Below are 13,396 nucleotides of genomic sequence, written 5' to 3' on the forward strand. Positions count from 1 at the left end.
CGATCCTATGTAAACTGCGCTTCCCGGCTGTACTCGTTCCGAACCGGTCGTCTCACCTGCGTTCGTCCACAGCCTGCAAGCCATTCGAACCGGAGTCCAAGATGGAAAAACGCGCAGAACTCTACCGTGGCAAGGCCAAGTCGGTATTCACCACCGACGATCCTGATCGCCTGGTCCTGTTGTTCCGCAACGACACCTCTGCCTTCGATGGCGAGCGCATCGAGCAACTCGAGCGCAAGGGCATGGTGAACAACAAGTTCAATGCCTTCGTCATGCAGAAGCTGGAAGCCGCCGGAATCCCCACCCAGTTCGAGCAGCTGCTGGGCGACAACGAATGCCTGGTCAAGAAGCTCGAGATGATTCCGGTGGAATGCGTGGTGCGCAACTTCGCCGCCGGCAGCCTGGTGCGCCGCCTGGGCGTGGAAGAGGGGCTGGAGCTGACGCCGCCGACCTTCGAACTCTTCCTGAAGAACGATGCGCTGCACGACCCCATGGTCAACGAAAGCCACGTCCAGGCCTTTGGCTGGGCCACCCTCGACCAGTTGGCCGAGATGAAGGTGCTGACCTTCCGCATCAACGACATCCTCAAGCAGCTGTTCGATGACGCCGGCCTGCTGCTGGTGGACTTCAAGCTGGAATTTGGTCTGTTCCACGGCAAGGTCGTGCTGGGCGACGAATTCAGCCCGGACGGCAGCCGCCTGTGGGACAAGGAAACCCGCAAGAAGATGGACAAGGATCGCTTCCGCCAGGGTCTGGGTGGTGTGATCGAGGCCTACGAAGAGGTCGCCCAGCGCCTGGGCGTCCCGCTCTAAACGCAAGCCGCTGATACCAGAGCTTTTTTTGCAATTGCTTGTTCGCTTTTGTCCGCATGGCTGGTATCATGCGCCGCGTTGGAGAGATGCCGGAGTGGTCGAACGGGACGGATTCGAAATCCGTTGAGTCAGCAATGGCTCCTAGGGTTCAAATCCCTATCTCTCCGCCAAATCTGAAAAACCCCGAGCGTGCCAGGCACCTCGGGGTTTTTTATTGGCCGGATTTTGGCTCTGGATAGGTGGTTTGCCCCGGTCTGACGCGGATTGTTTGCGAAGCAGGACCGCCGGCATCTGGTATCGAAGCTGTACGAAGCCGCGGCCGGTTCGGCAGCCAGCGCAGCGATGTCCATGGTCGCTGCATGCCGTCGAGCGGTAGTGATCGGCGGCCGGGAATGGCTGGACGCCTCGGGCAAATGGAGCGATGCTGGAAAGGTACGCCACAGAGCGTGCGATCTCCGATGGCCGAGCAGCAGGCGGCAGCCGTTGGACGATGGCTTCGGCGCATAACAATAAGAGGAGTCGAGCGATGTTCTACAAGGTCAGCGTGTATTCACGGCCTGAAGATCGTGGGCTGCTGGTGTGGCGGTGGAAGAAGCAGTTTCTCGGTGAGTGGGTGGAGTCGCGTCAGGAATTCGAGGATTGCGACCACTGCGTTCATCACGCCTTGCAGGATGCCAAGGGGCAGAACGTTCACCTCGAAACCGATCGCTGCACCCTCTATCGTTACCGCTTCGAAAGCATGCTGCACCAATATGGCAGCTGCTATTGCCTGAGCGGCGGACGCTCGGCCGAAGCCGTTCTGGACCTCATCGCCCAGATCGAGGAGCGCCATAACGTGATCGTGCTGCGCAATGGCCAGCCGTTCTTCCCCCACTATCGTGCGGATCTGCAGGCCGAAGGGACGCTGGCGCCCGAGCTCTGGCAGGGCGTGGAATGGACGGGGCTGGAAGGGCGCTTCGAGTACGTGCGCAATCGCCATTCGCCCTGGTCCAGCTAGCGCCTGGCGGCTACCGGTCGATCTAGAAGGGCAGCAACTCCTGACGCATGATGCTGATGTCGGCAGGCGCCTGGACGCCTACCTGCACCCGATCGCCCTGCACCTTGAGGATGCGGATATTGATGCCGCCATTGAACAGCAGATCCAGCAGCTGTTCTTCATCGGCTCCCGGCTTGAGGGACAGATTGATGATTTCGTCGGTACGACGGGTCAAGACCAGATAGGACATGAGCATCCCTGCCATGATTTCAGGGCTCCGATGATAACCAGTTCCGCTTCGTGTGAGAATCAGTAGGCAGATTGTTGGTGCTGCGCCTGGGGACTGGTGAGGCCCCGGGCCGCTATCGACGTCCCAGTTGCCAGCGGCGTCCCACGAATCCCAGACCCCCCGAGACCATCACCAGCAGGTTGATGGTATTGGTCGCCCCACTGCCGTGATAGCCCGCGATGATGGCGATCAGGGTGGCCAGGGCCCAGACGGAGATGGCGGCGGCGATGGCGGCGGCCATTTCATTGAAATCAGATGTCCGCGCCGCTTGCGAAGAGGGACGGGAATCGCTTTCGTATTCTCCTGGCATGGGAGGCTCCGGCTGCTGTTCTTGTTGGAGAGTATCGCCATGAAGCTTATCGACTGATGATGAAGGGTCTTGATGGGATTGATAGCGCGATCAGCGATTTTTTCCGCTGAAGGGACAAGAGGCATGGCTGGAGCCCTGAGCGGTCGGGGGAAGAGGTAGTAGCGCCGTTTCGTCTCGGGATGGCTCGCCTGGCGGTCGACAACGGCCGCAGCCGGACTCGGTCGCCCTGGTATTCGAGGTGATCGCCGGGGGATCATCACGAAGACGACAGGATCACTCTCAGGATCCGCCAGGGTCATCCGGGACGGGACAATTGACGGCGTAGCCGAGCCCGCCCGCCAGCGCGAAGAGCGGGAGCGCCGGTGAAAGTACGCGATCCCTCCTGACCTTCGACCTGGGGCGACCCGGCGGACCGCATCCGCCGGGGTCCTGTCCGCTCAGTTCAGCTTTCTGTCGCGCTCGAACAACGCCCAGCAGCGGTCGAAGTCGGCCTGCCAGTGCGGCAAGGCGGTCGGCAGTACCGCCTCGACCTTGCGGCAGTCCAGGCAGGAATAGAGCGGTCGCGTCGCCGGAGTAGGGTAGTGTTCGGTGGTGGTGGGGTAGAGTCGGGCGCGCAGCTCGCCGCGTTGCTGCAAGCGCTCGGCGATGGCGGCGGCGAAGCCGTACCACGAGGTCTGACCCGCATTGGTCAGGTGATAGAGGCCGCCGACGTCACCCTGCTCGAGCAGCCGTTCGACCAACTGGCGCGTGGCCGTGGCGATCGTTGGAGCCCAGGTGGGGGCGCCGAGCTGATCCTCGACTACATGCAGTTCGTCGCGCTCGGCCAGCAACTGGCGCATGGTATTGAAGAAGCACTGGCCGTCATGGGAGTAGACCCAGGAGGTGCGCAGCACCAGCGAACGACCTCCGGCTGCCAGCACCGCCTCTTCACCGGCCAGCTTGGAGCGGCCATAGGCACTCAGGGGCGCCGGGCTGCAGGTCTCGGTGTAGGGTTGGCGACGGCTACCGTCGAAGACGTAATCGGATGAGTAGTGCACGAAGGGGATATCCCGTTCGCGCGCCAGCTCGGCCAGGATCTGCGGCGCCCGGGCGTTGATGGCCGCGGCGCGCTCGCTGTCCTCTTCAGCCTGGTCCACAGCGGTATAGGCGGCGGCATTGAGGATGAGGTCGGGTTCGAGTCGATCGAATGCCGCCCGCAGTTGCCCGGTCTGGGCGAGGTCCAGATCCGCCTGACCGAGCACGGTCAATTGATAGGTGCTGCCGAACTCGCGCTGCAAGGCGCGCGAAACCTGGCCGGAGCGGCCAGTGATCACAATATTCATGAAACCATGCCTGAACGCCTACAGCTGCAGGCGTAATCCTAAGTAGTCGATCGCTGAAAAGCCGCGGGCTTTTCCTGCACGAAACAGAACCTGCCGCACGAGGCGACAAATCGAGGTTTCTGGTCACCTTTCCGAAAAAAGGTGGCAGCCGCTGGCTATGGCGGAGTGGGCATCGACTGGTTGGACAGGCAGATCATGGTGGGACTCGAGCAAAGTGGTATACGCGGCTAGGACTGCCGTCTGTCGGCGGAGTTCAGCGCGTCTTGGAAGACCAGGGCAGCAGCTTGCCAAGCTGGAGCCCTGACGTCGAGGCAGTCAGCAGGGCGGTATGGAGAACCTGTTCAAGTTCGCGGACGTTTCCTGGCCAGGGATAGGCAAGTAGCGCCGTTTCGTCCTCGGTGGTCAGCTCAGGCGCCCTGCGATCAAGGCGGTCGGCATGTTGCTGGATGAAATGCCGGGCCAGGGGCAGCAGGTCGGCCGGGCGCTCGCGCAGCGGCGGCACCGGCACCAGACCTGGCGCGAGGAGCGCCCAGAGGTGAGCAGAGAAATTGCCAGCCCCGACCGCCCGGGCCAGGTCCACGCTGGAGCCGGCAATCAGGCGGACATCCACGGGCGTGCGCAAGCTGCTCCCCAGGCGCAGGATGCTGCCATCCAGCAGCACCTGCACCAGCTCCTCCTGCAACTCACCAGGCAGGTCGGCGATCTCGTCGAGATAGAGGCTGCCTCCGTGGGCGGTGCCGAACCAGCCCACGCGGCTGCCAGAAGTGCCGGCATAGGCCCGGGGAACATAGCCGAACAGTTCGGCAGCACCATGGCGGCGACTGAGCGAGGCGCAATTCAGACTGCTGAACAGCCCGGTCCTGCCGCTGCCCTCGTGTAGTCGGCGAGCCAGTAGCTCACGTCCGGTGCCCCATTCGCCCAGGAGCACCATGGGATCGGGCTGCGGCGCCCGCTCATCCAGGTGGTCGAGCAGCTGCCGGGAGCGCGGATCGGCGAAGGCCAGCGCCTTGGCGCGGATGGTCAGAGTGTTTTGCTGATCCGCAGGAACGATAAGGAGGTCGGGCGAGAGCGTGGGCATGGCTAAGTCGCAGGCAGTCAAAGCACCATCCTAGCCTTTGAATGGTTATGCCAAAAAATAAGCTTTCGCTATGCATTTAGCGCGTTTGGTTATCGCTGGAGGGTGGTTTTGTCCGTCGGCGATAAGCTCAGGAATCCGCGCGTTGGTCAGCGGGTCTGCCCAAAGGCTGGGTACAGCTGCCACTATCGCCGGTGTGGAGCGGCCAAAAGGTCGCTTTCGCCCCGAAGAAGAGGAATCGAATTCAAATGCCTTCCCTGCGTGCGCCCTGTCCCGCTGGCGTCTGCAACTGCGAGCGTGAAGCCGTGCTGGCGGATCCCACCGCTGATGCGCGGGCGCTACTGCTCAATCGCCAGGAAGAGCAGCGGCTGCTGGAGCGTCTGGAAAACGTCGCCAGCGCTGCCGACCTGCAGCGCCTGCAGCAGCGCTTGCAGGAGCAGCTCGGTATCCGCCTGGACATCGAGCCGGGACCCGGAGAGGTGCGCAGCGCACGTGGCATGCTCATCGCGCTGCAGCCACGACCGGGCCTGTGCCGCAAACTCCATCAGTCGATACCGGCGGCCGTGCGCCGCGGCCTCAACCAGCGTCCGGAAGTGCTCTTCGCACTGCTCAACGCCAACGACCTGCTGCGCGACGCCTGAGCGCTCAGCGAGATGCCTTGAAGCGGATCCAGGTGGGGGCGTGATCGCTGGTCTTTTGCAGATCGCGTACCCAGCGATGCACCCCGGCTTCCTGCAAGGCGTCCTGCAGCGTCGGACTCAACAAGAGATGGTCGATGCGCAGACCCGAATTACGCTGCCAGCGTTGGCGGAAGTAGTCCCAGTAGGTGTAGATCGCCTCATCCGGATGGCAGGCCCGCATGGCGTCCAGCCATCCCTGACCCAGCAGGCGTTCGAAACAGGCTCGACTCTCGGGTTGCAGCAGGGCGTCCTTGCGCCAGGACGTGGGATCGTAGATGTCCCTATCGGTCGGCACCACGTTGTAGTCACCTGCCAGCACCACGGGATGGCCACTCTCGCGCAGACCCTGGGCATGCTCGATGAAGCGCTCGAACCAGGTCAGCTTGTAGTCGAACTTGGGACCCGGCCAGGGATTGCCGTTGGGTAGATAGAGGCTGGCCACCACCACGCCTTTCACCGCTGCCTCCAGGTAGCGGCGTTGCGGGTCGTCGGCCATTCCCGGCAGGCCCCGGCGAATCTCCAGTGGATGGTCGTCGCGCGCCAGGATGGCGACCCCGTTCCAAGAGGGCTGACCGTCCCATAGCGCACCGTATCCCGCGCCTTCCAGTTCCGCCTGGGGAAAGTCGGCGGACTTCGCCTTCAGTTCCTGCAGGCAGACGATGTCGGGCTGCTCGCGCTCCAGCCACTGCAGGAGGATGGGCAGCCGCGCACGAATGCCGTTGACGTTATAGGTCGCAAGGGTAAGGGAGGTCATGGGGCGCTCCGGGAACGGTTATAGCCATGACCCGAGCTATAGGTGGGCAGTTCCTGTTCTAGCACTTTGTGACAGGCATCACGTTATTTTGTGACTTACTTTTTTTGGCACCTTCAGGAACTTTTGGGCGGTTGTTCGACAATTGAAGAAATAAATTTGACGGCGGATCCGAGTTGAAGGCCTGGCAACTTCAGCTGAAAGGATTCATCTGTCGGCAACGATGAACGGTAATTAAATAAAATTGTTATAAATCAGTGACTTGTAATTTTAGCGAGTAATGTCCAAATAGTGGCCATAGTTATGACTCATGAAGTTGGCATGTGGCTTGTATAGGTCAAGGTGCCTGGAGGCAACGTTGCGTCAGCCATGACTGCGCGACTCTTCTCTCACTTCATATCGGCCAGTGTTCAGGGAGCGCGCTGTCGATTTAGCGCAGTTGGTGATGATGAATCCATCCTTCCTGAAGTTTTCCCGCAGGGCCGCCCAGCTGCTGCCCTTCGTCGCCGCCCTGACCCTGGCCACTGGTGCCAAGGCCGAGCAGGTCAATCTGGTCGGCCTCAATCTGTCCGGTGCCGGTTTCGCTGGCCAGGTACTGCCGGGCGTCAATGGCACCCACTACATCTTTCCCGTAGAGGCCTACTTCAAGCAGTGGAGTGGTAAGGGCATCAAGCTGATCCGCTTCCCGGTCATCTGGGAGCGCCTGCAACCGGTGCTGGGTGGTCCGCTGGACCCGACCTATGCTGCGCTGGTGGACCAGACCTTCGCCAATGCGCAGAAGTACGGCATGCGCATCATCCTCGACCTGCACAACTACACCTTCTATCGCGGGTCGGTGATCGGCAGCGCGGCGGTGCCCTATGACCGCTACCAGGAGATCATGACCCGGATCGCCCAGCGCTGGAGCAGTCAGCCGTCGCTGTATGCCTACGACATCATGAACGAGCCCCACGACTCCATGGCCCAGTGGCCGATCGCCGCCCAGTACGGCATCAATGGGGTCCGCGCGGTGGACAAGACTAAGCCCATCATGATCGAAGGTAACGGCTGGTCGGAGGCGACCCGCTGGCCGTGGTGGAACGACTCCCTGCTGGCACTCAAGGATCCGTCCGATAACCTGATCTTCCAGGCGCATTCCTATTTCGACGAGAGCGCGGGCGGCAACTACACCGGCATCGATGTCGGCAAGCTGGGCCCGGACTACGGCGTGGAGCGTGTGCGCCCCTTCGTCGAGTGGCTGAAGAAGAACAAGAAGAGGGGCATGATCGGCGAATTCGGCGTGCCGGATAACGATCCCCGCTGGCTGCCGCTGATGGACCGGATGCTGGCCTATCTCAAGCAGAACTGCATTCCTTCGACCTACTGGGCGGCAGGTCCGGGCTGGGGCAACTACTTCCTGTCGGTGGAACCCGTCAACGGCGCCGACAGGCCGCAGTGGCCGACCCTGAAGAAATACATCGATGACAGCAGCTGCACCGCCATCGGCCCGCTTGCCAGCGGCACGGGCAGCACCCCGGCCAGTGGCACCGGTGCCACGGGCGGCTCCAGCGGCTCCACGGGCAGCAGCGGTGGCTCCAGCAGCGGCAATAGCGGTTCGAACAGTGGTAGCAGCCCGAGCACTGGTACCCCCGCGGGCAGCGGCAATAGCGGTGGCTCGACCACGACCGGGGTGACTACCTCGATCAACGATTTCACCAACGAAGACTGGCTGCACGGCGTCTATCGCAAGTCGGCGGGCTTCTCCATTCCGGCGTCGGCCGCGAACGTGGGCGCCTTCAAGGTGGGCGCGCAGCTCACGCCAGCCGATGGCAAGAGCTACAAGGTGACCTATGCCCAGGTCGTCGGCAGCAACATGAGCGTCTTCATCGAGAGCCCGCAGCTCGATGGCAATGCCTATGGCTATCCCAAGACCCTGAAGACCGGCACCACCACCACCTCCGGCACGCCGGCGACGGTACCCGGGACCACGACGGGCAGTACCGGCAGTGCGGGCAGCTCCAGTTCGGGCAGCAACGCGGGCACCAACACGGGCAGCGCGGCTCCGGCCGTGACGGCGCCGGTGGTCGAGGTGAAGCCTGCGACGGGTGCCGGCAGCTCGGGCTCCACGGGCTCCACCACGCCGGCAGCTGGTTCCACGACCACGCCGACGGGATCGAGCGGTACGCCCGCCAACAGTGCCAAGCTCAATCTGGTGGGGCTGAACTTCTCGGGTGCCGCCTTTGCACCTCAGACGCTGCCCGGAGTACTCAACGTCAACTACATCATGCCGGGCGAGGCCAACTTCCAGCAGTGGAGCGCCAAGGGCGTACGGCTGATCCGCTTCCCGGTGATCTGGGAACGTCTGCAGACGCGCTTCTTCGGGAGCCTGGAAGGGGCGTACACCCAGCAGGTCAACCAGGTGCTGGAGCTGGCCAAGAAGTACAACATGAAGGTGATCCTGGCGCTGGACAACGGCGGGCGCTACAAGGGCACCCTGATCGGCACCGGTGCCGTTACCAACTTCAACTACTGGGATCTCATGTACCGCCTGGCCTACCAGTGGGGCAACCATGCCGCGCTCTATGGCTATGACATCATGGGCAAGCCCAATGGGGCCGACAGCAGCTGGCCGGTGACGGCGCAGTCCGGCATCGACGGGGTGCGCACCATGGACCGCACCCACCCGGTGATCGTCCAGGGCAATGCCTGGGGTAGCGCGGCCAACTGGCCGGGCGCGAGCAATGCCCTGCTCAATCTGAAGGATCCGGCCAACAACATCATCTACGCGGCCAACGTCTACCTCGATGAGGATGGCAGTGGCAGCTACACCGCGCAGAACATGAACAACTTCGATCCGCAGGTGGGGGTCAATCGCGTCAAGCCCTTCGTCGAATGGCTCAAGCGCAACGGCAAGCGGGGCATGATCGCCGAGTTCGGCGTACCGGCAGGCGACAGTCGCTGGCTGGCTGCCACCGACAATCTGCTGGCCTATCTGCAGCAGAACTGCATGCCGCTGACCTACTGGGCGGCCGGCCCGGGCTGGGGAGCTGCCGCCCTGGCGGTGGAGCCGATCAATGGCGTGGAGCGGCCGCAGTGGCCGACCCTGAAGAAATATGTCGATGCCAGCAACAGCTGCACGGCGGTAGGACCGCGCTAGCTTTCGCTGCGCCCGTTCCGAAGGCGACGACCCTGCCAAGGCTCGTCGCCTTTTTTCTTGATCGATCGGTAAGGAAAAGGGAACTTTTCAGGGGTCACGAACCCGCCTCTGCGAGACGAAACGGCTCTGCATCGGTGGTTTAGGGGACGACGAACGGCTATAGCTCGACTTGTCAGGGGACGGTTAGAGTCCGATTGACATCCCAAGCACAAGGAGTAGGTGCCATGACGCAAACCACCCAGCAACGGTTGCAGAATCTCGAAGAGCAGATCCTCAGTCATCGACAGGATCTGGCCCGGAGCCGACAGAGCTTCCAGGAGCAATTCGTCATCTACACGCGGCAGTTCGCCCGGCTGAGCGTGCTCGAAGCCCAGCTCGAACTGGTGCGCCGCAATACCAAGACCAAGGTACCGAACTGAAGTCGATCAGGCTTCATTCGTCTCGCGTCAGGACTTCAAGCAATTCGATTTCAAAGGTCAGGTTGGCATGTGGCTTGATCAACGCGCCGACCTGGCGCTCGCCATAGGCGAGGGCCGCCGGCACCTCCAGGCGCCGCTTGCCGCCCACCCGCATGCCCATCAGTCCCTGATCCCAGCCCTTGATCACCCGGCCGGTGCCAATGACGCACTGGAAGGGCCGGCCCTTGGCCCGGGAGGAATCGAACAGGGTGCCGTCGTCCAGCCAGCCTTCGTAGTGGGTGGTGATCAGGGCACCCTTGACCACCGCCTTGCCGTCGCCCACCACCTGGTCCTCGATCCGCAATTCGTCACTCATCGCTGTGCTCCCGGCAAAAGCCGGATTCTAGCCTGAGCGCGACCCTATGGCGGGCTCACTCCGGCACGTCGCCGAACAGGCCCGCCTGATAGTCGCGGATTGCCTGGCGGATCTCCTCGGCGCTGTTCATGACGAAGGGGCCGTGGGCGACGATGGGTTCGGCAAAGGGCGCCGCATGGCCATAGAGCAGCACGGCGCCGTCGCGACTGGCGACTTCGAGGTGGTCGCCGTCATCGGCGAATTCGAACAGCTGCCAGGGGGCTTCGTCCTGACCAGCGATCTGCAGGGTGCCGCGGACGCCGTAGCAGAACACCGTGGCACCCGCGGGAGCGGGTAGGGTGGCGCGGCCGCCGGGGGCGATCTCGACGGTCATCAGGGTGATGGGCGTCGGCGTCTGCACGGCGCCCTGGACACCCTGGTGAGTGCCGGAGGTGAGTCGGATGCGCACCCGGCCTTCATCCTCTTCGATCAGCGGCATGGCGTCGACAGTGACGCCCTGGTAGGCCGGTGGCGTGAACTTGAGGCGGGCCGGGAGATTGACCCACAGCTGCAGGATCTCCAGGTCGCCGCCATCGCGCTTGAAGGCCGCGGGAGAGAGTTCGGCATGCACCAGGCCGCTGCCCGCGGTCATCCACTGGATGCCCCCGGCTTCGATGACGCTTTCGTGGCCGCCGCTGTCGCGGTGGGCCAGCGAACCGGCGAGGATGAAAGTCACCGTCTCGAAACCGCGATGGGGATGAGGACCAAAGGGCAGGCCGGCATTGTGCGGCGGATAGACCTGGGGGCCGTGGTGGTTGAGGAACAGGAAGGGGTCCAGATGCGGCAGGCCGGGGCCCGGCAGCGGGCGGCGGGTCTGGAGGTCACCGATGTCGTCACGCCGGGCGGGATGGCGGTGCAGCAGGGTACGGGCGTTCATGGGGGGCCTCGCGGGGGCAAAACCCCAGTGTAAGGGGCACCTCGGCAGGCGGGTACCCAAGCGTGAAGAGTGCCCTTCAGATGGAGAAGCGCAGCTCGCGTTCCGGCCGGGCCACGAGCGGGCGACGGTGATTGACCACCAGTTCGCCGATGCGGATCAGATGGGCGCGGGTTACGTTGCGACTCAGCCCCAGCAGGCGCGCGGTATGGACCTGGTTGCGATGGCAGAAGCGATAGGCCGCGCGCACCAGGGCCTCTTCGACGCGCTCGTGCAGGGCCTCCGGTTGCTCTTCGAACAACTGGGCGAAGGCCTCGGTCAACAGGCTGTCCACCGGCGCCGTTTCAACCGGCCGTGGCGCCGGCAGGACCAGGCTGGGCCGCTGGACAAAGGTCAGGTCGCTGGCTTCCAGTACACCCTGGGGCTTGAGCAGCAGGGCGTGCTGCAGGGTGTTTTCCAGTTCGCGAATATTGCCCGGCCAGGGGTGTTCCAGCAGACGCCGCTCGGCTGCCGCACTCAGAGAAACAGGCGCCTGGGCATAGGCGTGGAGGAAGTGCCGCGCCAGCGGCAGGATATCGCCCTGGCGCTGGCGCAGCGGCAATAGCGGCAGGCTGACCACATTGAGGCGGTACCAGAGGTCTTCGCGAAAGGAGCCTTCGGCCACCGCCCGCTCCAGCGGGACGTTGGTGGCGGCGATGATCCTTACGTTCAGCGGCAGGCTGCGGCGAGAGCCTAGCCGTACCACCTCGCGCTCCTGCAGGACGCGCAGCAGCTTGACCTGCACCGACAGTGGCAGGTCGCCAATCTCGTCGAGAAACAGAGTGCCGCCGTTGGCTTCCTCGAACCAGCCGGCGCGCGCGGCGAGGGCGCCGGTGAAGGCACCTTTCTCATGGCCGAACAACTCGGCCTCGACCAGACTCTCGGCAAAGGCGCCGCAATTGACGGCGACGAAGGGGCCGGCATGGCGCTGACTCAGCGCATGGATATGCCGCGCGATCAGTTCCTTGCCGGTACCGGTCTCGCCGATCACCAGCACACTGGCGTCGCTCGGTGCGATCTTTTCCAGGTGGGCGAGCAGGTCGCGCGATTTGGGATCGGCGAACACCTGGGCGGTCGCGCGGTAGCGGGGCACCTCGGGCGTGCGCGTCAGGGTCAGCAGGGTCATCGCGGATTCCTCAGGAGTAGAAGCTGGGGGTGGGAAGGGTGTCGTTGAGGGCCCACTCGCCTAGCTCGTGCAACTTGTAGTCGACCGGATCGTGCAGGGTCTGGGTGCGCAGGTTGCGCCAGTAGCGATCCAGGCGCAGCGCACCGGCGGTGGCCCGGGCGCCGCCGACCTCGAACAGGCGGCTGGCGAGATCGAGGCCGTGCCGGCTGGCGGCGACCTTGGCCGTGGCGATGGCGATGGCCAGTTCGCCCCGTGCCGCTGGGGTAAGGGCCGTACCCTGTTGCCACGCCTGGGCGAAGGCGCCGTTGGCGCGCTCGACCAGCAGCCGGCTGCTCTCCAGGGCGACCCAGAACTCGCCGTAGTGGCGCAGGATGTAGGGGTCTTCGCTGGCGCTGGCGGCCGTTGACTTGAACCAGGGGCGCGCCTGGGTGGTGGTGTAGCGGCGCGCCTCGGCGAAGGCGCCTTCGGCCAGGCCGAGAAAGATGTTGGCGAAGATCAGCTGGGCCAGCAGCGGCCGCAGGCAGGCGAAGGGCGTGCTCAGCGGGCCGGGGTCGAGCAGCCATTCCTGCTGTTCGACGCGTACGCCGTCGAAGCGCGCGCTGCCACTGTCGGTCTGGCGCTGGCCGTTGTTGTCCCAGTCGTCGAACAACTGGATGCCGGCGCGCCCGGTAGGCACCACGGCTATCAGCAGGCGTCCGCTGTCATCGTTCTCCAGCGCCGAGAGCAGCAACAGATCCGAGTCCAGGGCACCGCTGCAAAAGCTCTTCTGCCCATCCACCTGCCAGGCATCGCCGCTGCGGCGGGCAAGGGTGCGGCGATCCAGGGGATTGAGCGCGTTCCCCCAGAACAGGGCATCGCGCGCGGTGCTCTCCAGCCAGGGTCGCCATTGCGCAGGCTGGCCGAACAACTGGGCGGTGGCCAGCAGCAGATGATGGAAGCCGAACACGTGGGCCAGGGAGCTGTCGACCCGGGCCAGCCGCCGCACGGCCTCCAGCGTCTGGTCCCAGGCGGCGCCGAGGCCGCCCAGCTCCTCGGGAATGCTCAGGGCCAGGAGACCGCTCTGGCGCAAGGCGTCACGCTCGCTCTTGGGCGTACCGCCCTGGCGATCGCGCTCGGCCGCGGTGATGGCGAAGCGTTCCAGCAGAGGCGTGAGGGGATCCAGCAGGGCATCGGACATGAGGGACTCGTGCGGT

General features: G+C 64.0%; 14 protein-coding genes and 1 tRNA gene. 6 read left to right on the plus strand and 9 right to left on the minus strand.

All coding sequences use genetic code 11. The features are described from left to right. The first annotated feature begins 101 nt into the window (after positions 1-101). The 3 genes from purC (at position 102) to AABM56_RS08930 (ending at position 1,809) form a co-directional block, all read left to right on the plus strand. Positions 102-812, plus strand: coding sequence for a phosphoribosylaminoimidazolesuccinocarboxamide synthase (gene purC, locus AABM56_RS08920; RefSeq protein ID WP_288406772.1), 711 nt, complete (start codon positions 102-104; stop codon positions 810-812). 80 nt (positions 813-892) lie between these two features. Continuing rightward, positions 893-982: transfer RNA gene (locus tag AABM56_RS08925), tRNA-Ser, on the plus strand. A 356-nt stretch (positions 983-1,338) separates the two neighbouring features. Then, positions 1,339-1,809 (plus strand): hypothetical protein, encoded by a 471-nt coding sequence (locus tag AABM56_RS08930; protein WP_208694772.1) that lies wholly within the window; start codon positions 1,339-1,341, stop codon positions 1,807-1,809. 22 nt (positions 1,810-1,831) lie between these two features. Here the strand turns inward: AABM56_RS08930 and AABM56_RS08935 are convergent, their stop codons facing one another. The 4 genes from AABM56_RS08935 to AABM56_RS08950 form a co-directional block, all read right to left on the minus strand. Continuing rightward, positions 1,832-2,038 carry a carbon storage regulator gene (locus AABM56_RS08935; protein ID WP_178083868.1) on the minus strand — a complete coding sequence of 69 codons (207 nt, stop codon included), beginning with the start codon at positions 2,036-2,038 and terminating at the stop codon, positions 1,832-1,834. A gap of 112 nt (positions 2,039-2,150) precedes the next feature. Then, positions 2,151-2,387, minus strand: coding sequence for a hypothetical protein (locus AABM56_RS08940; RefSeq protein WP_347884013.1), 237 nt, complete (start codon positions 2,385-2,387; stop codon positions 2,151-2,153). Between the two features lie 437 nt (positions 2,388-2,824). Continuing rightward, positions 2,825-3,709, minus strand: coding sequence for a dTDP-4-dehydrorhamnose reductase (gene rfbD, locus AABM56_RS08945; protein WP_347884014.1), 885 nt, complete (start codon positions 3,707-3,709; stop codon positions 2,825-2,827). Between the two features lie 253 nt (positions 3,710-3,962). Beyond that, positions 3,963-4,787 carry a sigma 54-interacting transcriptional regulator gene (locus tag AABM56_RS08950; RefSeq protein ID WP_347884015.1) on the minus strand — a complete coding sequence of 275 codons (825 nt, stop codon included), beginning with the start codon at positions 4,785-4,787 and terminating at the stop codon, positions 3,963-3,965. 245 nt (positions 4,788-5,032) lie between these two features. On the opposite strand from AABM56_RS08950, the gene AABM56_RS08955 reads away from it, so the two are divergent. After that, entirely contained in the window at positions 5,033-5,425 is a 393-nt protein-coding gene (locus AABM56_RS08955; protein ID WP_133859398.1) for a hypothetical protein, read from the plus strand. A gap of 4 nt (positions 5,426-5,429) precedes the next feature. Here AABM56_RS08955 and xth read toward each other — a convergent pair whose 3' ends face one another. Then, positions 5,430-6,218, minus strand: coding sequence for an exodeoxyribonuclease III (xth, locus tag AABM56_RS08960; RefSeq protein ID WP_347884016.1), 789 nt, complete (start codon positions 6,216-6,218; stop codon positions 5,430-5,432). 442 nt (positions 6,219-6,660) lie between these two features. On the opposite strand from xth, the gene AABM56_RS08965 reads away from it, so the two are divergent. After that, entirely contained in the window at positions 6,661-9,351 is a 2,691-nt protein-coding gene (locus tag AABM56_RS08965) for a cellulase family glycosylhydrolase (RefSeq protein ID WP_347884017.1), read from the plus strand. Between the two features lie 224 nt (positions 9,352-9,575). Continuing rightward, entirely contained in the window at positions 9,576-9,770 is a 195-nt protein-coding gene (locus AABM56_RS08970; RefSeq protein ID WP_133859395.1) for a hypothetical protein, read from the plus strand. 13 nt (positions 9,771-9,783) lie between these two features. Here the strand turns inward: AABM56_RS08970 and AABM56_RS08975 are convergent, their stop codons facing one another. The 4 genes from AABM56_RS08975 to AABM56_RS08990 all read right to left on the minus strand — a co-directional run bounded on the left by AABM56_RS08975 (position 9,784) and on the right by AABM56_RS08990 (position 13,380). Next, positions 9,784-10,125, minus strand: a complete 342-nt coding sequence (locus AABM56_RS08975; RefSeq protein ID WP_133859394.1) for an FKBP-type peptidyl-prolyl cis-trans isomerase — start codon at positions 10,123-10,125, stop codon at positions 9,784-9,786. Between the two features lie 55 nt (positions 10,126-10,180). Continuing rightward, the gene (locus AABM56_RS08980) at positions 10,181-11,041 is read right to left on the minus strand and encodes a pirin family protein (RefSeq protein WP_208694781.1); all 861 of its coding nucleotides are present in this window, start codon (positions 11,039-11,041) and stop codon (positions 10,181-10,183) included. Positions 11,042-11,117: 76 nt separating this feature from the next. Next, positions 11,118-12,203, minus strand: a complete 1,086-nt coding sequence (locus AABM56_RS08985; protein WP_133859392.1) for a sigma-54-dependent Fis family transcriptional regulator — start codon at positions 12,201-12,203, stop codon at positions 11,118-11,120. Between the two features lie 10 nt (positions 12,204-12,213). After that, positions 12,214-13,380 carry an acyl-CoA dehydrogenase family protein gene (locus AABM56_RS08990; protein ID WP_133859391.1) on the minus strand — a complete coding sequence of 389 codons (1,167 nt, stop codon included), beginning with the start codon at positions 13,378-13,380 and terminating at the stop codon, positions 12,214-12,216. Between the last annotated feature and the right edge of the window lie 16 nt (positions 13,381-13,396).

Source organism: Pseudomonas aestiva (assembly GCF_039908605.1).
In the GTDB taxonomy this organism is placed as follows: Bacteria; Pseudomonadota; Gammaproteobacteria; order Pseudomonadales; family Pseudomonadaceae; genus Chryseomonas; species Chryseomonas aestiva.

Excerpts from the sequence above, each read along its gene's own strand:
- purC (WP_288406772.1), top strand. The coding sequence starts at position 102 with ATGGAAAAACGCGCAGAACTCTACCGTGGCAAGGCCAAGTCGGTATTC.
- AABM56_RS08930 (WP_208694772.1), top strand. The coding sequence starts at position 1,339 with ATGTTCTACAAGGTCAGCGTGTATTCACGGCCTGAAGATCGTGGGCTG.
- AABM56_RS08935 (WP_178083868.1), bottom strand. The coding sequence starts at position 2,038 with ATGTCCTATCTGGTCTTGACCCGTCGTACCGACGAAATCATCAATCTG.
- AABM56_RS08940 (WP_347884013.1), bottom strand. The coding sequence starts at position 2,387 with ATGCCAGGAGAATACGAAAGCGATTCCCGTCCCTCTTCGCAAGCGGCG.
- rfbD (WP_347884014.1), bottom strand. The coding sequence starts at position 3,709 with ATGAATATTGTGATCACTGGCCGCTCCGGCCAGGTTTCGCGCGCCTTG.
- AABM56_RS08950 (WP_347884015.1), bottom strand. The coding sequence starts at position 4,787 with ATGCCCACGCTCTCGCCCGACCTCCTTATCGTTCCTGCGGATCAGCAA.
- AABM56_RS08955 (WP_133859398.1), top strand. The coding sequence starts at position 5,033 with ATGCCTTCCCTGCGTGCGCCCTGTCCCGCTGGCGTCTGCAACTGCGAG.
- xth (WP_347884016.1), bottom strand. The coding sequence starts at position 6,218 with ATGACCTCCCTTACCCTTGCGACCTATAACGTCAACGGCATTCGTGCG.
- AABM56_RS08965 (WP_347884017.1), top strand. The coding sequence starts at position 6,661 with ATGATGAATCCATCCTTCCTGAAGTTTTCCCGCAGGGCCGCCCAGCTG.
- AABM56_RS08970 (WP_133859395.1), top strand. The coding sequence starts at position 9,576 with ATGACGCAAACCACCCAGCAACGGTTGCAGAATCTCGAAGAGCAGATC.
- AABM56_RS08975 (WP_133859394.1), bottom strand. The coding sequence starts at position 10,125 with ATGAGTGACGAATTGCGGATCGAGGACCAGGTGGTGGGCGACGGCAAG.
- AABM56_RS08980 (WP_208694781.1), bottom strand. The coding sequence starts at position 11,041 with ATGAACGCCCGTACCCTGCTGCACCGCCATCCCGCCCGGCGTGACGAC.
- AABM56_RS08985 (WP_133859392.1), bottom strand. The coding sequence starts at position 12,203 with ATGACCCTGCTGACCCTGACGCGCACGCCCGAGGTGCCCCGCTACCGC.
- AABM56_RS08990 (WP_133859391.1), bottom strand. The coding sequence starts at position 13,380 with ATGTCCGATGCCCTGCTGGATCCCCTCACGCCTCTGCTGGAACGCTTC.